Origin of the sequence: Caballeronia novacaledonica, from assembly GCF_900258035.1 — a bacterium.
Lineage (GTDB): Bacteria > Pseudomonadota > Gammaproteobacteria > Burkholderiales > Burkholderiaceae > Caballeronia > Caballeronia novacaledonica.
Genome location: NZ_OGTP01000004.1, coordinates 237,158 through 258,037, shown reverse-complemented (window position 1 = coordinate 258,037; position 20,880 = coordinate 237,158). Strand labels below are relative to the sequence as shown.

Below are 20,880 nucleotides of genomic sequence, written 5' to 3'. Positions count from 1 at the left end.
CTTCTCGAGATGCAGCTATGGCGACTCGCAAGCGCACGATACGATGCGTGGGCACGAAAGCTGACGGTACCAAACACGGTATCAACTTTGCGATTCCGGTAGTCCTTCAACGCCGTCCAGCGATGGCATCGTCGCCAGATGCGCCGTAAGGCGCAAATTTCGTCGGCCTGGGCTGAGCGTGGGCGTTCTGCGGGCAGCGAGTGCGAGGGCGCTGACGACGAGCAACAACGCCGCGTGTGTAACCTGTTGTGTTCTCATGTTGTTCGCTTGCGACGCCTGATCGACGGTGAACGTACATTATGGGTCTATTGGCTTCTATCGACACAAATCTCCTCGAGCTTGAGAGCAAGATCTAGGGGCCGCGAGGATGTCGTCGCTCGAAAGTCTGGATCGACCGCGTGTGCGGCTGCGTCATCGTCGCCCTGGGAATCAGGCAAGCACGTCGCTAGCGAACCGCACAAAATCTTTCCGAGTGGCCGCTTTGGGCATAGACCGCTGTCCCTTCCGGGTCGTGAGTGTGAGTTCGCTGACGCAGGCAGTTGCAGTCCTGCCGTGTGATGCCGCCGGGGTCAGCAATCTGACAGGCTGTCGACGTTAATCAACCGGCCTCAATGTCGGCGCAAAGGCCGATGTGCGCATGTTGACCGTCAGGCGGATTTCTGAGTAGACCAGCCGCTCGAGTGGCCGCTCGATGACTCGGGCGAACGGCAGAAAGTGGCCGCGTCCCGGTGCGGCGCGAGTTCTTTCGTCGGATCGACGATGAGGCATCCCTCGCGATGCGGATCGTTCTCGGAAAGCTGGAAGATCTCTTCGAAGAACGCGGCGACCGCACCGCGCGGCCGCATGTGATGTTCGATACGCTCAACGCGGTCGCGATAGCCGCGCTCGACGTGTCGTTCGAGCGCGCGTTCCTAGACCGCGCGCTTGTCGTCAAAGCGTTGTATCGGGTCGCGGCCGTGAGGCCCATCGTTGCGGCGAGATCGCGGATGGAGGTCGCTTCATAACCGTGCGACCAGATCTGCACAGTGGCTGCGTCGAGCGAGGCCTACTCATCGAACCACCCAGACGCGGCATGCTGCAGATCCTCGTTTCTCACGCAGTCTTCGGGTAGTTGGACGGGAACAACGCACGCTTCGTCTCATCGTCGTTGACCGTCTTGAAAGCATGCTTCTTATTCATGGCGCGCGCGCGTTCAACGGCGGGCCGCGCGTCGATCTTCCCGAACCAGCGCTTGAGTTCCGGATATGGCCCGAGCGGATCCTCGCTCGACTTGAACACGCGCGATGCCCGATCAAGCCACCCCCAGGCGGACATGTCCGCGATCGTATAGGTGTCGGCCACGATGTATTCACGGCCCTTGAGCCTGTCGTTCAACACCTGATAGTGACGATCAGCCTCCCGCCGATAACGATTCACCGCATAGTCGAGCCCTTCCGGCGCCGCGTACTGAAAATGCACCGCCTGCCCGGAATACGGTCCGAGCCCACTCGCTACGAACATCAGCCACGAAAGAAGCTGCGGGCGATCTTCCGGCGCGCCGGCGAACTGACCCGTCTTCTCCGCAAGATAAAGAAGGATCGCGGTGGAGTCGAACACAACAGCCGGCTCGCAGCCCGGCCCTTCCATGTCCACGATGGCGGGCACCTTGCCGTTCGGGTTGATCACGCGGAACTCGGCCGAATGCTGCTCGCCCTTGCTGGTGTCCACCGGCTTCAGTTCATATGGCAGCCCGGATTCTTCGAGGAAGAGCGCGATCTTCGCGGGATTGGGCGTCGGGTGAAAGTAGAACTCGATCATGGGGATGGTCTCCGTGTCGTGGCCGATATCGGATCATTTTAGGTCGAACAATCTTTAAAAGCGGATCGGAAGGGCCAATAGTCCAGAGCAATGCTGGCGTAGGGGTGATCGTCCTTTTCGTGCAAAATCTGGCGGTTTCACCCCAACCCCTTTATTTATCAGGCTCTCGGGGCGATTCTGACATTGGTCGTCAGCTCAAAACCGCGTCTGCGGTAACATACCAGACTGTGATTTTGGGTCGCGCCGCTTGGGGGCAGGACATGCCAGGCCTGTAACTTCGCTATGTGGGACAGGATCGCCTGCCCACCCGGTTGACGGAGTTTGATGTCGAACTTCACTTCGCGCTCACCGAAAATGATGTCGCCGCGATCAACGCGCGTTTCCGGCGCAACCGACACGCGGGCGCCGCGATTCAGTTGATCTTTCTGCGGGCGAGCGGTCATATCCTTGACCATGTTGGCACCTTGCCGCGCCAGTTGCTGCGGTACGTCGGTGAGCGGCTCGACCTACCGACCCCGACGATTGCGTCGCTTCGCACGCTCTACCAACGCTACAAGACGCAGTACGAGCATCAGATCTGGGCTTGCGAATATCTCGGACTGAGGTCAATCGAGACGGGCCATTGGGCGGAACTCGAAGCATGGATGCGACGAGATGCCACCGAGTCCATTATGCTCGACGAACTGTTCCAGCATGCCCATTACTGGTTGTACGAGCGGCGAATCCTGATACCCGCCGAGCGGACCCTGCGAGATCTCGGCCGTTCCATTTGGTCGGACATCGAGCGCGACGTGCTCGCCAGGATCGAGGCGACTGTCATGGAAACGCAGCTGATACGTGCCGATGCCGTCCTCGCTACCCAAGAGGGAACCTCCGGCATGAGCGTTCACGAATGGCTAAAAACACCCCCTGCTCGTCACAGTCCTTCGACCCTCACCGAGACCCTCGCGAAGGTCCGTTTCCTCAAGGAGCTCGGTGCACATGAGTGGACGCTCGATTCCGTGCCAATCGAAAAGCAGCGTGCGTATGCACAACGCATTCAGGCCCGCCGTCCTGTAAAGGTTCGCGAACTCAAGGCGTCGACCCGCACAATCGAGCTGATCTGTTTCCTGCGTGTGACACTGCTCGATCTGACGGACGCCCTGCTCTATCAAACCACGCGTCGAGTCTCCGATCTTGTGCGGCAGGCTTACGATCGCACCACGGTCCGACAGGCACGATCAGCAATCGAGTACAGGCAGAAGTTGGTCGCGATCAAGGTGCTTGTTCGGGACCACGAACGGCCGGCGGAAGAGCGCATCGCCGAGATTGCCGGGCTACTTGGTGACGTCACGGACAAACCACCCACGAGCCATGCAGCCAGCGTACGGAAAGCGCTTACGGACGATCATCTGCGCATGCGCAACTTGCTGGGTCCGTTACGAGAGTTGCAATTCGCCGGACGGGATGCGGAGTCTAGCCTGCGGCAGCTCGATCTCATCGGCGCTCTACATGATAGCGGCACCACCGAATTGCCGCCCGACTGCGACGGGCCGGTCAGCGTCAGATGGCGTGATCTAGTCAAGGGCGACGATCGGGGACGTGCGCTGCGCGCGTTGGAAGCGTCGGCAATCAGGGTGAACCGCCCCGGAAATGTAGGAGACTTCGGATCTTGGCTGTAACGGGAGATTTGAAGCATGGAAAGCGAAGGCAAGACAAGGAAGCCCACCGAAACGCGATATTCGGATGAGGTCCGTGAGCGAGCGATCCGGATGGTGTTTGAGCACCAACACGAGTATCAAACGCAGGGGGCGGCGATCCGCTCGATCGCCTCGAAGATGGGGATGTCGCGCAAGACGCTGCGCAACTGGACCATTAGGCTGAGCGCGACCGTGGCCAACGAGTTGGCGCGACAACTTCAGAGCTGGCGCGTCTAAAGGAACTGGAGCGCGAGAATCGTGAACTGCGCACGGCCGACGAGATCCTGCGTAAGGCCTCCGCATATTTCGCGCAGGCGGAGCTCGACCGCCGATCGAAGCCATGATCGCGTTCATCGACGAGCATCGCGACGTCTACGGTATCGAGCCGATCTGCCGCCTGCTGCCGATCGCGCCGTCGACGTATTACCGGCACGCCGGGCGGCGCAGCGATCCGGAGCAATGGCCAGCACGAGCGCGTCGCGACGCTGAACTGAAGGCCCTCATCCGGGCGGTCTGAGAGGAGAACTTTGGCGTGTATGGTGTGCGCAAGGTCTGGCGCCAGTTGTTGCGAGATGGCGTGGAGGTCGCGCGCTGCACGGTTGCGCGCCTGATGAAGGTGATGGGCCTCGAAGGTGTGCGGCGTGGGCGCCGGATTAAGACGACGCAGCGCGACGACGCGGTGCCGTGCCCGCTGGACCGGGTCAAACGTCAGTTCCGGGCCGAGCGGCCGAACGCGCTGTGGGTCGCGGATTTTACGTATTGCTGGACATGGTCGGGCTTCGTCCATGTGGCCTTCGTAACCGATGTGTTTGCGCGCCGTATCGTCGGTTGGCGCGTGTCGGCATCGATGAGGACTGACTTCGTGCTGGACGCGCTGAACCAGGCGTTACACGATCGCCAGCCACCGCCCGGGCTCATCCATCACAGCGATCACGGGTCGCAACACCTAAGCATTCGGTATACCCAACGTTTGGTGGACGTTGGCGTTGAACCATCAGTCGGAAGTGTCGGCGACTCCTACGACAATGCGCTGGCCGAAACGATCAACGGCTTGTATAAGGCCGAAGTTGTACATCGGCGTTCATGACGTACGCTCCAAGACGTCGAGCTCGCCACGCTCGAATGGGTCCACTGGTATAACCACCATCGATTGCTCGGCCCGCTCGGATACGTATCGCCTGCGGAAGCAGAGGAAGTCTACAATCGGAATCTGGTGCGCTCCGCTCGCGCGGCGTAGCGCCAAACTCGGCGGTCTCCGACAAAGTCGGGGCGCTTCATACTGCTCACTCTCGCCGATTCGGCGAGCAGTCGCCATCAGCAATGCGAAGCCGAAATCAGCAGTCGTTTCTGTCAGGACGTCTGGCGCGTTAGTCCCAAGCACGCCCCGAATCGTCATCGCGTCGAGGTCGAAGTTGTTAAAGCCGACCGCGGTGTTGGCTCACTGCTTGCAAGATGGGCCGCCTCTTCGGGAGATTCAACCCTTCGAGCGCGCGTCGATTTGCTGTTCGCCTCCGGCTGTCGTATTTCCGTCTTCCAGTTACTACGCGCACACGCGACTTGAGCATTTTCATGCCTGATAATTCGTAATATCAGGCATGCGGTTAATGCCTCGCTGGCGTTCCTCGTCGGCCAGAAGGCGCATCAATCAATCGTGGAGTAGTTTCTCGCGCGCGCAAAATCACCGCTGTTGAGATAACTACCAATCTATTAATGGCCGTGTTTGCAGCGACACTTGATGGCCGTTTGACACGCGCGCGGTCGAATCGTCGATGAGCGTCTTGATCTCCTTGGCGGCCACGGCGCTGCGATGCGCGAGCGCGCGCACCTCGCCGGCGACGCCCGCGAAGCCGCGGCCCTGATGGCCCGCGCTCGGCCTCGACGGCCGCGTTGAGCGCGAGGATATTCGTCTGAAACGCGATGCTTCGATCACGCCGATGATGTCGGCCATGTGCGATGAAGCCTGCGCAATGCTGCGCATGGTTGCGATGACATCGTTGACGGTGTCGCCGCCCTGAGTCGCGGTTGCCCCTTCCGGATCGTCCCGGCCATCACCCGTGACGTCGACGACGCTGCAAAGGCCGTTGAATCTCGAACCCCCAGCAAATCCTTCCCTGCAGAGTTCGCTTGCCCGGTTCATGGCGCGAGGGCTCGTCTGCGCCAGGGACGGATAGAGCTGGTCGCCAAAATTTCCCCTGCACGCGGTTTCTCTGCCGATCAGCCCTTCCTCCCAAATTCACGCGAAACCCTCAAGTCCCTGGCAAACCTGCCGACATACCCAGAGAGCTCGTCACCCCGTGACGCCCTCTACCGCTGCCGCACTCGCCCGCCCCAAACTTCTTCGGCCCTGAGCCCTTGTTCGTCGTCGACTGCACATGGCACTTCCACACCGGCAGACTTTCCTGACGAACCTGTTCCGAGGCAGCAGCGGTCCCGGCGCGAACGAACCGACGACGACTTCCCGAATCCGCGCCCGCATCGCCGAACCGGTTGCCCTCGCCCTCCTTTGCTACCTGCTGGCGCGGCCGTTCGTCCACCTCGATAGCAGCACCTTGTCGGCGATCGCCTGGCCCGCTCCCGCCATCGCCATCGCGATCCTGTGGCCGCTGCCCCCGCGCCGCTGGCCGAACCTGCTTCTCGCCGTATTCCTCGCAATCGCGGCCACCGGCGATTTCAGCGCTGTCACCTGGCGCAGCGACCTGGGCTTCTGCGTCCTGAACGTTCTCGAAGTCGCGCTCTGCGCGTGGCTCGGCCGCCGCTACGTCGACAAAAACGGCGAGATCACCACGACGACGAGCCTGATGCGCTTCCTTCTTCTGCTCCCGCTGGCGGCGATCGGCACCACATCGATCCTCGGCGCGACGCTCGCCAGCGATTACGGCCACGACGGCTGGTGGCAGGAATGGCGCACGCTGCTGGTCGGCAACGGTGTGGCCGTGCTGGTGCTGGTCCCGGCGGTCCTGGCCTGGCGCTCGCGCGGCACAGTCGATACCCCGGGCGCGACCGCCGGCGTCACCGCAGGCAAACTCATCACACCGCGAGCAGAACCGCTCATCGCCCTGACCTGCAGTCTGGCCGTCGTGGCCATCCTGCTCGCCAGCGCCGCGCTGCATGTATCCGAACAAGTCCAGCGCGTGATCGTCTCCCTTCTGCTAGCGGCCACTGCGATCTACGGCGGCCTGCCCGCCGCCGCGACGACAGTCGGCACCGCCGCGGTCTTCGGCGTCGGCCTGACCTTGATGCAGTTCGGCCCGTACCGCTCCGAAAACGCCGAAAGCGCGTGGCACCTGCAAATCGACATGGCCGGTCTCGCGATCCTCACGTATTTCATCGCCACCGCCGTACGCGAACGCCGCCAGCTCGCACAACGCCTCGAACGCGGCCGCCGCATGGAAGCGCTGGGCCTTCTGGCCGGCGGCGTCGCGCACGACTTCAAGAACATCCTCGCCGCCGTCGACGGCTACAGTGAAATCGCCCGCGGCCGTCTCCCCGCCGACTCCCCCGCCCGCCAACCCTTGCGCGAGGTCCAAACAGCCTCCGCCCGCGGCTACGAACTCACCGAAGAAATCCTTCTGGCCGCCCGACGCGGCGACCGCGTCCGCGAAACCCTCGATCTGAACGGAATCGTCCGCGAAAGCGTCGCGCTCGCCCGGCCGCTGTGCCGCAACGGCGTCGTGATCGAACTGGAAACGGCCGCCGCCCGGCTATGCGTCGCGGCCCACGGCGGCCAGCTGGTACGCGCCGTTCTCAACCTGTCGAGCAACGCCAGCCTCGCGGCGAGCTCGCGCGTGACCGTGCGCATCGGCACCGATACCGCGATGTCCGAAGCGCTCGCCGTCGGCGACGTCCCGCCCGGCGCGATCGCGTGGATCGACGTGATCGACGACGGCCCCGGCATTTCCGCCGAGCATCTGCCGCACCTCTTCGAGCCGTTCTTCTCGGCACGCAAGAAGGGCGGCGGCAACGGGCTCGGGCTGGCGATCGTCGCGGGCGTCGCCTGCGAGCATCAGGGCGGCATCGCGATCGCGACCGGCCCCTGCGGCACACGCTTTCGCCTCGTCCTACCGCTGGTATCGAGCGGGCCCGCGATGCCCGTCGAAACTGCGCCGCCGGCCGGAGCGGGCGCGCCCGTCGCACGGGGCGAGCGCATCATCCTGATCGACACCGACGCCGCTTCCCGCGAACGCAGCGAAGACTGGCTCGCGGAAATGGGCTTCGAGCCGCTCGGGTATGCCGACGCCCATGAGGCGCTCGACGAAGCCGTCCGCGTCGAGGACATCGACGACGCGCACGACGAACCGCCGCTCATCGTCACCGACCCGCAAAGCCTCCCGCCGGACGAAGCGAGCTTCGCCGCCCGCCTGCGCGAACGCGCGCCCGGCGCGCGTCTCATCGTCCTGCCCAAACCAATCGAGCGCGAGGCTCTCACCCGCGCCGCCGCATCCGCTCTGAAGGATCTGTCATGACGCCTCAGCCGCAGCCAAACATCCTCGTCGTCGACGACGACCATTCGATGCGCACTCTGTTGATGGAATATCTCTTCCAGCACGGCTATAAGACCGACGGCGCCGCGAGCGCGCAGGAAGCCATCGAGGGCTTCGCCGCGAAACGATACGATCTCGTGCTGCTCGATCTCGGCCTTCCCGACGGCGACGGCACCGACCTCGCACGCCGCTGGCGCGAGGAAGCGCAGGTGCCGATCATGTACATCACCGGCCGCAACGACGAAGCCGATCTCGTGATGGGACTCGAACTCGGCGCCGACGACTACATCGTCAAGCCCTTCTCGCTGCGCGAAGTCCTGGCCCGCATGCGCGCCGTGCTGCGCCGCGCGGGCGCGCCGCAGAAGGCGCCGCTCACGCGCGGCAAGCTGCCGAACGCGTATCGCTTCGCCGGCTGGACGCTCAATCTGAACACGCGCCGCCTGAATTCGGCCGATCAGACCACGGTGACGCTGACCAATTCGGAGTTCAATCTGCTGGTCACGTTCCTGAGCTCGCCGGGACGTATCATCACGCGCGAAAAGCTGCTCGAAAGCACGCGTGCCTTCGATGACATTTATGATCGCGCCATCGATGTGCAAATCCTGCGGCTGCGGCGCAAGATCGAGGCCGACCCGAAGCGGCCGACGCTGCTACGCACCGAGCGCGGCGCGGGCTATATCTTCGATACCGATATCGAACATCTGTGGACCTGAACGCGCCGCCGTCCCATCTCCACTGCCAGACAAGAGCTTCCGTGAACGATTTCAAGAGTTTGGGTACGCAACCCATCAGCGACGTGCAGCCCTGCGGCGCCGACGTGCGCGACGATCCCGATTACGACCTGCTGCAGAACGAGATCGCCAAGCTGACCAATCCGGCCGCGAGCGGCTCGCCCGACTGGGAGAAGGTGGTCGGGCTGTCGCAGGCGCTGCTGACGAACAAGGGCAAGGACATTCTCGTCGCCAGCTATCTCGCGGGCGGCCTGCTGATCACACGCGGATTGCCCGGCCTGAACGACGGCGTGCAGATGCTCGAAGGCCTGCTCGCGACGCACTGGGAACAGCTTTATCCGCCGGTCGCGCGTCCGCGCGCGCGGCGCAACGCAATCCAGTGGCTGATCGACCGTGTGCGCGCCCACGCCGACGAACACGACTGGTCGAACTGGCCGCCGCAGGACGCGGCGCTCGTCGAAAGCCTGCGCGACGCGCTCGGCAACATCGATCGCGTGCTCGCCGATAAGGACAGCGACGCGCCGTCGATGCAGCCGCTGCGCGCGCTGCTCGGCACGGTGCAGGTCGCCGAACCGCCGCCTCCGGCGCCGGAACCCGAGCCCGAGTCTCCTGCCACACAGACACCGGCAGACCAGGCCGAAGCACCGGGTGTGACCACACTCGCGGCCTCATCCGCCGCCGCGCCTGCCGCTGCCCCCGCAACGCCGACCGCACAGACCGCGTCCGCCGCCGCCTTCGCGCCCGCCGCGTTCGCTCCGCTTTTCCTCGATACGTCCGGCAGCGCCACCCAGGCCACCGACGATGCGCTCGAACGGCTCGTCGCCATCGGTGGCTGGTATGCGCAGAACGAGCCGTCGAACGCACTCGGGTTCCGGCTGCGCCGCATCGGCGTATGGGCCGGCATCGAGCGCGCGCCGGTCGCCAACGGCACGGACACGCAGCTTCCCGGTCCGATCCCGCAGTTGCAGGACGCCTTGCGCAATCTGCAGGCGCGCGCGGCACACGCGGACATCGTCGGGTTCGCGGAAACACAGGTGATCGTCTATCCGTTCTGGCTCGATCTGAACCACGCCGCCGCGACTTCGCTCGCCCTGCTCGGCGATTCCTGGAGCGCCGCGCGCCGCGAAGTCTGCGGCGAAACGTCAAAGTTCTTCGCCCGGATCGACGGCCTCGACCGGCTGAAGTTCGCCAACGGCGTGCCGTTCGCCAGTGCCGACACGGCGCAATGGCTGGCATCGCTGGGCTCGTCGGGCGGCAACGCAGGGGCGTCCGCTGCGTCCGATCCGCTCGTCACGGTCATGTCGCGCGCCCGCGCGCTGGCCGCGGACAACGATCTGCGCGCCGCCGCGCAATGTCTGCAGGACGCAATCGACAAAAGCACGGCGGTCGCCGCGCGTCTCAGGCTGCGCACCGCGATGTGCGATCTGCTGCTGGAGAACCGTCCCGGCGCACGGCTCGACGCGTTCGCGCGCGCGCTCGTCGAGGAAGTGGACCGGTACGGCGTGGCTTCGTGGGATCCAGACCTGACCGCTGACGCACTGCGCGCCGCCTACGCGATCCTGAGCCGCAACGACCAGAACGAAGCGGAAACTGCCGCGCTGCTGGCGCGCATCGCGCCGCTGGATGTCTCCATCGCGGTGCGGCTGATTACCTGACCGGCCGTCGGCCCGCACGTCGGACGCAAAGAAAAACACCGGCCTAGGCCGAGGCCCGAAGGCCGGTGTTTTTTTATCGCCAGTCGAGCTTCAAAGCCCGGTCATCATCATCGGCGAGGTCTGGCCGCGCCAGCATGCGCCGATCGTCGCCGGCACGGCCAGCTCGCCGAGGCTCACCGGATTGCCCGCCACCGTCGGCACGATGGCCGGCAGCGGCGGCATGCCCGGCGACATCACCGCGAGCTGATCCGCGAGGCTCATCTGCTGCTTCTGCGTCTGCGCGTCCTGGATCTGCTGCTTCTGCTGCGCGGTCGTCTTCTGCAGCGCGTCGTACTGCTGGATCTTCTGCGCAGCGTCCGTCACCTGCTCGCCGTTCGTCACCGAGAACATCACCGTCAGCGACGTCACGTCGAGCGTCCTGAGCGCGGTTTCGCTCGCCGGAAAATCGGCGGGGCCGAACTGATGCTGGCCATCGGCGAAATCCTTCAGGAACGACGCGAAGCCCAGCGGCCCCGCGTAGTTCCGGTTCAGCGTCAGATTGCCGATCTTGATCTGCAAACGCACGTCGCCGCACTGTCCCGCCTGCCATGCAAAGCTCGTGCTGACCGGAAAGTTGTAGTTGTTCAGCGTCTGCACGCCGGTTGCACATTGCACCGTGAGGATCGTCGCGTAGGGTTTCGCCTGCGCGTCGGCATTGACGTTGGTCGGCTGCGCGGTGAGCGTGAGCGGCACGGTCACCGCGCGGGCGGCATCGGCCTGCGTCTTCGCCGCGGCAAGCGCGCGGTCGAGCTGGTCGAGCTGCTGTTGCGCGTCGAGCTGGGCCTTCTGCGCTTCCAGCTGCTGCGCCTGCTTGTCGGCGGCGCTGCGCGCGCTCGCCTGCTGCTGCGCAAGCTGCCGGCCGTACGCGCCATTGAGCGTCGGCACGAACGCCGACGTGAACGGCACCTTGAAGCCCTGCGTCTCGACCACGTCATAGCGGTTCGCGTTGCGCGTCAGGAACGGCCTGGCGGGACCGTCCGCGAAAGCCCAGACCGCGCCCTTCGCGCCGAACAGTTGCTCGATCGCCGCGCTCTTGTCGGTCGCGCCCTGCAACGGAAACACCACGTTCGATTCCCAGCCGCGCTGCAATTCGCACGAGGCCTGCTGTTCGATATAGGCCGAGAGAAATTCGAACGGCCCGCGAATCAGACGCCAGGTCAGCACGTCGGAAGGCTCGCCGGTGCCGATCAGCGTGCGCAGCTGCGTGAGCGGCTGGAGCACGTTCATCATCTCCGAGGGCTGCGGCTGCGCGCTCGTCGCGAACTGCTGATAGTCGGCCGCGAGCTGATAGTCCTTGCCGCTGCCCGTGCTGCTGTCGAGCGCGAGCTTGTTCAGCGCGCCGAGGTATTGCGTGAGCGCATCGACGGCGCCGAGGTTGTTCGTCACGGTCCGGCTGCCGAGTTGCGGCGAGCCGGACAGCACGTCCTTGAGGGCTGCGCCGCCGACCGCATTGATCGCGCCCGCCACGCGCACCGCCTGGTTCGCCGCCCCGACGCGCGTTGCCTGCGCGCGCACCTGCTCGAACTGCCGCGCCAGCGTGATCCAGCCGGGCAGCGGTGCATCGGCGGGCTCGCTGCCGAACTCCTCGTTGATGCGCGCGATCAGCCGGAAATAAGGACTCGCCGGCCCGCTGACGATGCCGATTGCCGAGCGCCAGCCGGCTTCGCCGGAATACGGCGCCGGGCCTTTCGTGAAGCCCTCCACGAAGCCCTGCCAGGCCGCGATGCGCTGCGTGCGATACCACTCGTCGAACGTGGCGCGCTGCTTGTCGAACTGCGCCGGATCGCCGACCGACGCACGGATCTGCGCCGCGAGCGCATCGAGCGCCTCCCGGCCCGCGACCGTATAGACCGCCGGCACCGAAGCGTCCGCCGTGCCGGCGACGCTCGTCACGCTCACGCCGTTCGCGCCGACCACGCTGCCGCGCGCCGTGCGCAGCCCCGCATCGGCGACGACATTCGAACGCTGCGCATTGCCGCCCCAGAAGTCCGCCGCGCGGGCGGCCGGAACATCGCCGCCGTCAGGCACGAGGCCGACGAGCCAGGTCATCTGCGGATCGGCTGCGACGGCCTGATCGAGCAACGCGCGCTGGGTCTTCGCACGCTCCTGCAGGTAGCCCGCGTCTTTCGGCGACCAGACGAGATACGAGATGGTCAACGGATTGAGCTGCTCGTTGAGCTGCGCCGGATAGAGCGGCGTCGCGACCGGCTGCGGCATCGCCTCGAGCGCTTCGCGGTCCGCGCCGCCCATGCGTGCGCGCAGGAGCGCAATCGAGCGCGCCAGATTCAGAAGCTGGCGCGCCTGTTCGACCGGCTGTCCCGGCTGACCGAACGCGCCCGCCAGCCCCGCCGACGCTGCCAGCGCCGTCTGCTGGCTCTGGTCCGCCGCCGGCTGGATCGCCTGGCGGTATTGCTGCACGAAGACATCGTGCAGGCGCGCTTCCAGCGCTTCCAGTCCCGCGCCGTTGCCGAGCAGTCCTGACATCCAGCGGCGGTCGTTCTGCGCGACCTGCATCAGCACTTCATTGGAATACGAAAGCGCGGCGGCATCGTGGAACAGGTTGCCGTTGAGCGCCGCCTTGTCGGGGCGCGCGCTGCGCACCAGTTCGAGCGTCTGCTTGTTGCCCGCGAAAGACACCGAGAGCAGGATCGCGAAGACCGCCAGCAGCAGAATCCAGGCGACCACGCCCACGCTCTGCGTGACGCGCCGCCAGTGGTTCACGAGCATCGCGGGCTTCGCGGCGAGACGGTCCTGCGGCAGGATGCGCCCGAAAAAGTCATGCAGGAACACGCCCGCGGTATCGCTCGCGTGTGACGGCGACGCCGGCAGCAGCGAGCCCATCAGCGCGGACATCGCGCCGCCTTCCTGCTGCCCGCTGCTGAAGAAGATACCGCGCAGCAGCGGCCGTTCGAGATAGGGACTGTCGGCAAGACAGGTGCCGAGGAACATTGAGAGCCCGCCGCGCAACTGCGCCAGCTCGTTCGGGAACATCAGCAGTTCGGGCGACGGCTGCGTGTCGCGCGAGAGCATCGCCAGCCGCAGCGCCTGCAGGCGCGCGCCGATCGAATCGAACGCGCGCGCGACGAACGCGCTTTCGCCCGAATCGGCCGACTCGGTTTCGTCAGCGAGATAGCCCATCGCCTGACCGAGCGCATCGGCGGGCAGCGACTTCGCCCATTCTTCGAAACCGTAGAGACGGTCGCACTTCGTGACCAGCACATACACCGGGAAGCGCTTGCCGAACATGCGGATCAACTGTTCGATGCGCGCGCGCACGATGCGGCCTTCATCGGCGAAAGTATCGGCGTCGGGCGACATCAGCCGGTCCGCGCTAACCGCGAGCACGAGTCCGTCGAGGCCTTCGCGCGGACGATAGCGGCCGAGCAGGTCGAGCCCGACTTCCCACTCGCGCCGATCCTGCTCGATGTCCTCGGCCTGCACGTAGCGGCCCGCGCAATCGATCACCACGGCGCGGTCGAAATACCACCAGTCGCAGTTGACCGTCTGGCCGATGCTGGCCTGCTGACTGATTTTCTGAATCGGCGACGACAGCCGCGCACGCGTAAGCGCCGTGGTCTTGCCGGTGCCCGATTGCCCGACCACCATGAACCAGGGCAGCGCGTAGAGCGGATCGCCCCGGGTGCGCAGACTCGACTGGCGCAACGTGCCGACGGCGGCCTTCCACTTGCGCCTGAGCATCGTTTCCGGCGACACGGCCAGCGGCTCGGCATTGAGCGCCCTGCTCTGCGCGGCAAGCCGGCTGCGCGAGCGCATCATCACGACCATGCGGCGCGCGAAGGTCACCAAGAAGTACAGCGCGAACACGCCGGCGGAGATCGCCAGCGCGACCCACAGGGGCCAGCCGAAATAGAGCACGACGCCCCAGCTGATCAGGGCGACCACGATCAGCGTCAACAGCCACAACAACACGATGCCGAGCGTTTTCATAGATGGATCTGCGCAAGAAGCGTATCGACGGACTCCGCGACGACGGTGTGATACACGCCATACAGCGCCGCCAGCAGGAACAGCGGCAACAGGATCGCGGTCAGCTTGCCGCGCGTCAGGCGTGCCGCGAGACGCGTGCGCACGGTGGGGCCGCCCGCATGTTGGTCGTCTCCGGCGACGGGATAGCCATCCGGAAACAGAAACGCGCGCGCCGACGCGCCGAACTGGTCGGCGTCGGGCAGCAGCATCGCGAGATTGGTGCGGCGGATGTCGGTGAGCGTCTTCTGGTTGCGGTCATACGCATAGCGTCCGCCGAAGCCGAGCGCGAGACACAGATAGAACACTTCGCGCACCGCCAGTTGCGACGGCGCAAGCTGGGCGAGCCGGTCGTAGAACACCACGCCCGCATTGCTGACGTTGGAATAGCGCCGCTGCAGCAGATGACGTTGCCACTGGCCGGCGCCTTCCCATTGCGTCGTGAGCAGCAGTTCGTCGGCCCAGGCGCTGAAGGCAAACAGCGCTTCGTCGATATCGGCGGGCGGGAAGCCCGCGTCGTGCGCGCGCAGCCGCGCGGCGGCGATCGCACCGTCGAGCTGCGCGGTGAGACTCGCCGCGTCGCCCGAAGGCGCGTGTGCGAACGCGCGCACCTGCGCGAAAAGAGGGATGAGGGTATCGGCGAGGCTCACGTTATCTCCGCAGCACGACGATTTCGGCGCGCAGATCCTGCGGCGCGTCCGGCCATTGCAACGCGATGTTCTCGTCGCGCTCGACGGCGTCCCACAGATCGCTTACCTGTTCGATCCGGAAATAGTTCGACGACGCGCGCCGCGGCATGCCCTGCGGCGCGTTCGGCAAGTGAATCAGCTCCAGTCCCGGCAGCGCATGCGCGACGAGACGCCGGACATCCGCGGCATTGGCGAGGCGCGCGTCGTGCAGTGCGCCGTCGGCGACCTGCGCCGCCGGCTGGTCGGTGCGCAGCACGAGATAGAAGCGGTTGCGCCGGTCGAAGAACGCGCGCGGCAATTCGCCCGCGAACATGCCGTCGCGATATTCGAGCACCGCGAGATGCTCCGGTCCGACGGCGATCTCGCCGAGCAGGAAGCCGATCAGCGCCTGCGCGCGCGCGAAGCAGTTGTATAGATCGGTGTGCTCGTAGGCCGGCAGGCCGGGCGTGCCGTCCGCCGCTTCGCCGAGCATGTCGAAGCGCTCGGAAAACGCGCTCAGTTCACCGACCAGACTGCGCAGCTCGCCGTACACATGCCAAGGATGCACACCCGGCGTCTGCGTCAGATGCACGAGGTTCGGCGCGGCGCGCGACAGCGTGCGCATGGCGAGCAGCAGCATCATGTAACCGGGATCGAACTCGGCTTTCTGCAGCTCGCGCGGATTCTTGAACTCCTGCAGATGATGCGCGCGGCCCACGACGTCGTCGCGGATCTCGCGCACGATGCGCAGCAGGGTATCGGAGCCGGACAGCGCGTAGCCCGGCGCAATGAAACGTTCCGAGAGCGTCACCGTGTCGCCGATACGCGCGAGCTGCGCGATCGGAATAAGGTCGTACTGGCCGAGATTGGCCGTCTCGCCCTCGAAGAACACCTTCAGCACGTGCAGCAGCGTATGCACCGGCGCGGCAGGACCGTCCGAATGCAGGTCGGGCACTTCCGCCGGGTTTTCGAGGCTGGCGTAGCGCGTCGGCGCGGCGGCGGCTGCGTCGGCGGAGACGCACATCGTCACGTTGTTGCCTTCGGCGGCCAGCTTGCGCACGCCGAGGTAGACGGTTAGCGCGCGGCCTTCGCCGATGGAAGCGGCATCGAAGGAGCGCGGCGCGAGCACCGCGTTGCCGGGAAACTCGACATACGTGCGATCCGGGAACACCAGCTTCGCCGAGCGTACTTCGATGGTCTGGCTGGCGATGGCGCCCGCCGCGATATCGAGCGCGCCGGCGCCCCAGAAATGCGGCAAACCGGTCTCGACGACAGGCTTGTTGCGGAACTGCTCGTGCAGCGACGCCAGCTGAAAATGCTGGGGCTGCATGAACATGCCCTGATACCAGTAAACGCCCTTGTTATGGTCCATTTGATGGGGATCGATGTGCTAGTTGCTGACTCGGCGCAATGGCGTGTCCTGGGTACTGGCCGCGCCGACGGTGCCCGTCGTCGCACCGGCGTCCGAGGCCGCCGCGGGGCTGCCGCCCAGACGGACTTCCTTGCCGCCGCCTTCGAGCTGCTGCGCGCGTGCGAGCGTCGCGGCGTCGAGGCTGCCGGGCTGGACTTCGGCGTTCAGAATGCCCTGCGCGCCGAGGTTGAGCCTTACGACGAGCGGCCCCGGCAGCTTGGTGTGAGTGCGAAAGATGAAGCCCGTCGTCTTCGTGACGACCGGCACCTCGAACTGACGCGCCGCGTTGGCCGGGGCGAACTGCGCATACCCCGCGACGAGACCGATCGAACGCGTGTTCTGCGCGCGATCCAGAATCAGATAGGAATGCTGGCCCGGCGTGACCACGTAGCGCGAGAACTGTGCGAAGGTCGGCGGGACCTTGCCGGTCGCCATGGTTTCGGCGAGCGCGTTCGGGTCGGCGGCGAGATTGCGGAAGGCCTGCGCGTCGGCGGTTTCGTAGATGCCGAGCAGCAGCGTGTGCGACTGGCCGTCGAACTGGTTGAGTCCGGGATCGGCCGCGATCTCGAACAGCACCGAGTCGGTGGCGTAGCTCCAGACCACGTCGGCGAGCGGGTCCTTCGGCGGCGAACTGCCGCAGCCGCTCAGGGCGAGCGCGCCCGCGACGCCAGCCAGCGCCATCATGCGGCGCGCAGCGCGCCCGCTTTGCCTGCCGCTGCGCGCCGCATGCTTGTTCTTTACAGGTACAGCCATTGCCGGTGCCCCATTCATTTGCCGTCGAGCGTGACTTACTGCTGCACATTCTCCGGATATTGCTGCGTGCTCATACGGCGATAAAGGGCGACTTTCCGGCCTTATTCGGCGGCTTCGAGATGCTTGACGGAAGCGGCGGCATCAGAACCGGGATCGCCGCCGCCGCGGCCGTTGCGGCGTCAGACCAGCGGCAGGATCGTCGCGCTGGCTTCGCTGTCTTCGGTGTACGGCATGAAGAGAATGTCTTCCGGCGTGCCCTTCACGCGCGCGTAATAGGCGTCGTCCGGGCCGAGCCGGTTGCGCACCGCCCACGCGGTGAATTCGCGCTCGCCGACCTGCAGCGTCAGGCCTTCCTGCGCATACTCCAGCACGGTCTTCTCAGGCAGCTTGCCGCGCGGGCCGACTGCCTGAAAGTCGATCTTCGCGTTGCCGCCATGCACGCCGAACACCACGCCGGTCCATTCTCCCGCGCGCGGGCCGAGCGCGAACCACTGGCCGAGCTGCTCCTCGCCGACCACTTCGACGCGGTAGTCCAGCGACTCGACCGCCTTCGCCATATTCGCGCGCGCGACGATCTTCGCCGGCCACGCCGCATTGCTCTCGACCAGCACGGTCGCGTTGCCGAGCATCGCCGGCATGCTTGCGACGCCCGTCATGCCCGACAGCACCACCGGAAAGCCGAGACCGCGCGACTCGCGCAGACTCGCCGCGAACACCGACAAGCCGTAGCGCACGGAAGGCGAGGCGAGCGCGGCGTCGTCGGCGAGGATCAGCCAGAGGTCGGCGCGCGCGGCGTTCAACGCGTCCAGCCCGGCGCGCCACGCGAGTTTCTCGGGTTCGTCGACCCAGAAATGGCCCTGCGTCGCGAGGCCGTAACGCTTCAGCACCTGCGACAGCGCGGCGACGCGTGCGCCGGCCTTCTCCTTGTCGAACGCGGTGATCCAGACGGTTTTCGTGCTCATGCCGATATTTCCTTTTTCGATGACTGCGTCAGACCGCCGGCGGCCTGAACTTCAGAATGGTGCGGTCGATATTCGAGCCTTCGACGCTCGCGAGCGTCGGCCGGGCTTCCTCGAAATCGACGCCATAGAGGTTCGCACGCGTCAGGAACGTGCCCTGGAGCGTGGCGAGCCGCAGCGAGCCCCTGAACAGGTCGATGCCGCTCAGATCCGCGCCCGACAGATCGGCGCGCGAAAATGTCGCGCCTTTTGCCGATGCGCGCCGGAACGTCGCGGTACGCGCGGCGGCGCGGCTCAGGTCGGCGCCGTCCAGGACCGCTTCGTCGAGCGCCGCGGCGGTCAGTTGCGCGCCTTCCCAGCTGGCGCCGACGAGCCGCGCGCGCGTCAGGCGGGCGCGTTCGAAATTCGTGAGCGCATCGGCGCGGGAGGCGCTCAGGTCGGCCTCGGCAAAGCTCGCCTCCGGTGCCTGCGTGCCCTGAAAATCCGCTTCGTTGCAGCGCGCTTTCGTGAAGTCGCCGCGCGCGATCGTGCTGCGTTCGAAGCTCGCCTGCGTCAGCATCGCGGCCGCGAAGTTCGCGCCGTCGAGCGCGCAGCCGATGAACTGCGCCCGGTCCGCCTTGCAGCCCGCCGCGTTCACGCCGGCCATTGCCGCGCCGTCGAACTGTGCGCCGCTCAGGTCAGCGCTTTCGAGGCGCGCGCCGGAAAAGTCGCCGCCCGAGAAGTCGCCCTCGGCCAGTTGAGCGCCGCGCATATCGGCTCTGGCGAAGCAGCTTTCGCCGCCGCTCGTCTGCGTGAGCCGCGCGCGCTGCAGGCCGGCTTCGGCGAAATCGGTCTGCATCAGCAGCGCCTGCGAGAAGTCCGCGCCTTCCAGACGGCTCTTCGCGAACGAAGTCTTGTGCAGCAGCGCGCCGGAGAAGTCGGCGCCGCACAGATCGAGCGCGGAAAGGTCGATGCCCGACAGATCGCAGCCGGCGAAGCTCAGACGGGCCGCATGCATCGCGACGACATCCTCGCGCGTGAGCGCATACGCGACGGGTGCCGGCGCCGCAGCCGGCAGATGGGTCGCCGGCGGCTGCACGGCGGGCGCAGGCGCTGCGAGCGTTGCGAAGGCGGCCGGGTCGAGCCCGGGCAGCGCGCCGGACGGCACCGGCTCGGCCGCGATCGCGGCCAGGCCCGGCTGGTTCGCGGCCCACGCGCGCGCATCGTTCCCGGTGAGGCCGGCGCGCCGGAGCGCGGCCTGCGTGTGCGCGTCGAGGTCGCGCAGCAGCGCCGGCAGCGCGGCGCCGTTGCCGCTGGCGTGCGACGGCGTCTCCATCTGCCGGACGAACGGCGCGACATCGGCGTCCGTCAGGTTGTGCTTCTGCATCAGCGCGCGGGTCGCGGCGTTGAGGTCGTCGGCCATCTTGTCGACCTCGGCCAGCGTCGGCACGGGGCCCGGCTGCGCGGGCGGCATGAAGCGCGCGAGGTCCTGCTCGCCGATGCCGTGTTTCGTCATCAAGGCGCGCGTCTGCTGCTCGAGTTGCGCGGCCATCGCATCGACCTCGGCCAGCGCGGGAGACGGCGCGGCCGCTGCGGCCGGCCCCGCTGCGGCCGCAGGCAGCGCGACGGCCGGCGTGGAGAACGCCGGCGCAGCGGGCGCAGCAGGCGCGGCGGGAGCCTCGGCTTCCATTGCCGCCAGTTCGCCCGCGTCCTCGATCTGCGCCTGAAAGCGCGCGCGATAGTGCTCGAAGGCGAGCGGCGCGGCGTCCATCGTTTCCCATTCGGCCATCAGATGCGACACGTCGAGCGCTTCGGGATCGGCGACCTCGGCGAGCGCGCGATACAGCACGATTCCGCGTTCGAGTTCCGGAAACAGCCACACGGTTTCCGCGTGCGCCGCGATTTCGCGCAGCGTGCCCTGCCCCGGCTTGCCGTCGTAAACGAAACAGCGCGCGCGCAGGCGCGGCAGAGTGCCCTTCAAGAACGGCTGGCGCGCGTGCATGCCCTGAATCTCGAACGCTTCGTCGCCCTTGAAATACGCGTCGAACCATTGATCCTTCGGCGCGCTCATGAAGAATTCGAGGCGCGTGTCGGCCGGCAGATGCGGCCAGTCCGTCGCGAGCCAGCGCTGATCGCATTTGCCGATAAAGCGCTGCCGCTGCGGCGTATCGATGCTCGAGCCCCAGAAACCCGCCGGCGCGACGCGCTGGCCGCGCGTCACGAGCCGTTGCCCTTCGCTCTCGACATTCGGCAGTCGCCAGGTCTCGCGGCCATCGCGCCCGGCGACAGCCGCGCTGCCGATGCCGCGCGGATTGTCCGGGCAGTCCGGCCCGCCGAACGCGGTTTCCGGCACGACCGGCATGCGCGCATACGGCCTGGGCGCGCCCGGCATGCCGAGCGCGCCGAATTGCCGCTCGCCGCTCACGACCAGCGACTTCGCCAGCCCGCCGATGCGCACGGTGACGCGCTGCTCGGTCACCTCGCGGCCCTGTGGCGCGTGCGCCGCGCCGTACACCTTGAACTCGCCGCGCGGCTTGGCGTTGCCTTCGTCGAGCAGGGCATCGGCGCCGAGTGCATCGGGCACGGCCTGCCACATGTCGGCCTCGGGCAACAGGCTCGCCAGGTCGCTGTGGGCGAAATCGAAATAGCCCATCATCGCGACGGCCAGCAGATTGCGCCGGTTGAAGCGGTACGCGCGATACAGCAGCGCCAGTTCGGCGGGTTTGAACACCTTCATCGCATCG

The 20,880-nt window shown here is 66.3% G+C and carries 12 protein-coding genes, 3 pseudogenes and 1 other annotated feature; of the genes and pseudogenes, 5 read left to right on the top strand and 10 right to left on the bottom strand.

What is annotated here, in order from left to right; all coding sequences use genetic code 11:
• Nucleotides 1-598: 598 nt before the first annotated feature.
• Together NOV72_RS09180 and NOV72_RS09175 are read right to left on the bottom strand one after the other, a co-directional pair.
• On the bottom strand, nucleotides 599-1,024 hold the full coding sequence (locus NOV72_RS09180; RefSeq protein WP_245932955.1) for a hypothetical protein: 426 nt from the start codon (nucleotides 1,022-1,024) through the stop codon (nucleotides 599-601).
• Nucleotides 1,025-1,092: 68 nt separating this feature from the next.
• On the bottom strand, nucleotides 1,093-1,797 hold the full coding sequence (locus NOV72_RS09175; RefSeq protein ID WP_106854263.1) for a glutathione S-transferase family protein: 705 nt from the start codon (nucleotides 1,795-1,797) through the stop codon (nucleotides 1,093-1,095).
• A gap of 284 nt (nucleotides 1,798-2,081) precedes the next feature.
• Between NOV72_RS09175 and NOV72_RS09170 the strand changes: the two are divergent.
• Nucleotides 2,082-3,428: pseudogene (locus tag NOV72_RS09170) on the top strand (DUF4158 domain-containing protein); the annotation flags it as partial.
• Between the two features lie 45 nt (nucleotides 3,429-3,473).
• A pseudogene (locus NOV72_RS09165) lies at nucleotides 3,474-4,713 on the top strand (IS3 family transposase).
• Nucleotides 3,775-3,891, top strand: a sequence feature (AL1L pseudoknot). Its footprint overlaps the pseudogene before it by 117 nt.
• Here the strand turns inward: NOV72_RS09165 and NOV72_RS31855 are convergent.
• Together NOV72_RS31855 and NOV72_RS32215 are read right to left on the bottom strand one after the other, a co-directional pair.
• Nucleotides 4,681-4,914: pseudogene (locus NOV72_RS31855) on the bottom strand (hypothetical protein); the annotation flags it as partial. The pseudogenes NOV72_RS09165 and NOV72_RS31855 overlap by 33 nt on opposite strands.
• A gap of 258 nt (nucleotides 4,915-5,172) precedes the next feature.
• The gene (locus tag NOV72_RS32215) at nucleotides 5,173-5,613 is read right to left on the bottom strand and encodes a methyl-accepting chemotaxis protein (protein WP_181290933.1); all 441 of its coding nucleotides are present in this window, start codon (nucleotides 5,611-5,613) and stop codon (nucleotides 5,173-5,175) included.
• A gap of 235 nt (nucleotides 5,614-5,848) precedes the next feature.
• Here NOV72_RS32215 and NOV72_RS09150 point away from each other — a divergent pair, with 235 nt between their 5' ends.
• Genes NOV72_RS09150 through tssA form a run of 3 tightly spaced genes read left to right on the top strand, consistent with a single transcriptional unit; the run spans nucleotide 5,849 to nucleotide 10,343 of the window.
• Nucleotides 5,849-7,939 carry an ATP-binding protein gene (locus NOV72_RS09150; protein ID WP_106854261.1) on the top strand — a complete coding sequence of 697 codons (2,091 nt, stop codon included), beginning with the start codon at nucleotides 5,849-5,851 and terminating at the stop codon, nucleotides 7,937-7,939.
• Nucleotides 7,936-8,670, top strand: coding sequence for a response regulator transcription factor (locus NOV72_RS09145; RefSeq protein WP_106854260.1), 735 nt, complete (start codon nucleotides 7,936-7,938; stop codon nucleotides 8,668-8,670). Before NOV72_RS09150 ends, NOV72_RS09145 begins: the two co-directional genes overlap by 4 nt.
• A gap of 41 nt (nucleotides 8,671-8,711) precedes the next feature.
• Nucleotides 8,712-10,343 carry a type VI secretion system protein TssA gene (gene tssA, locus NOV72_RS09140; protein ID WP_106854259.1) on the top strand — a complete coding sequence of 544 codons (1,632 nt, stop codon included), beginning with the start codon at nucleotides 8,712-8,714 and terminating at the stop codon, nucleotides 10,341-10,343.
• 90 nt (nucleotides 10,344-10,433) lie between these two features.
• Here tssA and NOV72_RS09135 read toward each other — a convergent pair whose 3' ends face one another.
• The 6 genes from NOV72_RS09135 to NOV72_RS09110 all read right to left on the bottom strand — a co-directional run bounded on the left by NOV72_RS09135 (nucleotide 10,434) and on the right by NOV72_RS09110 (nucleotide 20,873).
• Nucleotides 10,434-14,330 (bottom strand): type VI secretion protein IcmF/TssM N-terminal domain-containing protein, encoded by a 3,897-nt coding sequence (locus tag NOV72_RS09135; RefSeq protein WP_106854258.1) that lies wholly within the window; start codon nucleotides 14,328-14,330, stop codon nucleotides 10,434-10,436.
• Nucleotides 14,327-15,016, bottom strand: coding sequence for a DotU family type IV/VI secretion system protein (locus NOV72_RS09130; RefSeq protein WP_106854257.1), 690 nt, complete (start codon nucleotides 15,014-15,016; stop codon nucleotides 14,327-14,329). Before NOV72_RS09130 ends, NOV72_RS09135 begins: the two co-directional genes overlap by 4 nt.
• 1 nt (nucleotide 15,017) lies before the next feature.
• Nucleotides 15,018-16,406 (bottom strand): type VI secretion system baseplate subunit TssK, encoded by a 1,389-nt coding sequence (tssK, locus tag NOV72_RS09125; protein ID WP_106854256.1) that lies wholly within the window; start codon nucleotides 16,404-16,406, stop codon nucleotides 15,018-15,020.
• Nucleotides 16,407-16,424: 18 nt separating this feature from the next.
• A complete protein-coding gene (tssJ, locus tag NOV72_RS09120; RefSeq protein WP_106854255.1) occupies nucleotides 16,425-17,198 on the bottom strand; it encodes a type VI secretion system lipoprotein TssJ in 774 nt (257 codons plus the stop codon).
• Nucleotides 17,199-17,377: 179 nt separating this feature from the next.
• Nucleotides 17,378-18,160, bottom strand: coding sequence for a hypothetical protein (locus NOV72_RS09115; RefSeq protein WP_106854254.1), 783 nt, complete (start codon nucleotides 18,158-18,160; stop codon nucleotides 17,378-17,380).
• A gap of 28 nt (nucleotides 18,161-18,188) precedes the next feature.
• Nucleotides 18,189-20,873, bottom strand: a complete 2,685-nt coding sequence (locus NOV72_RS09110) for a DUF2169 family type VI secretion system accessory protein (RefSeq protein ID WP_106854253.1) — start codon at nucleotides 20,871-20,873, stop codon at nucleotides 18,189-18,191.
• Between the last annotated feature and the right edge of the window lie 7 nt (nucleotides 20,874-20,880).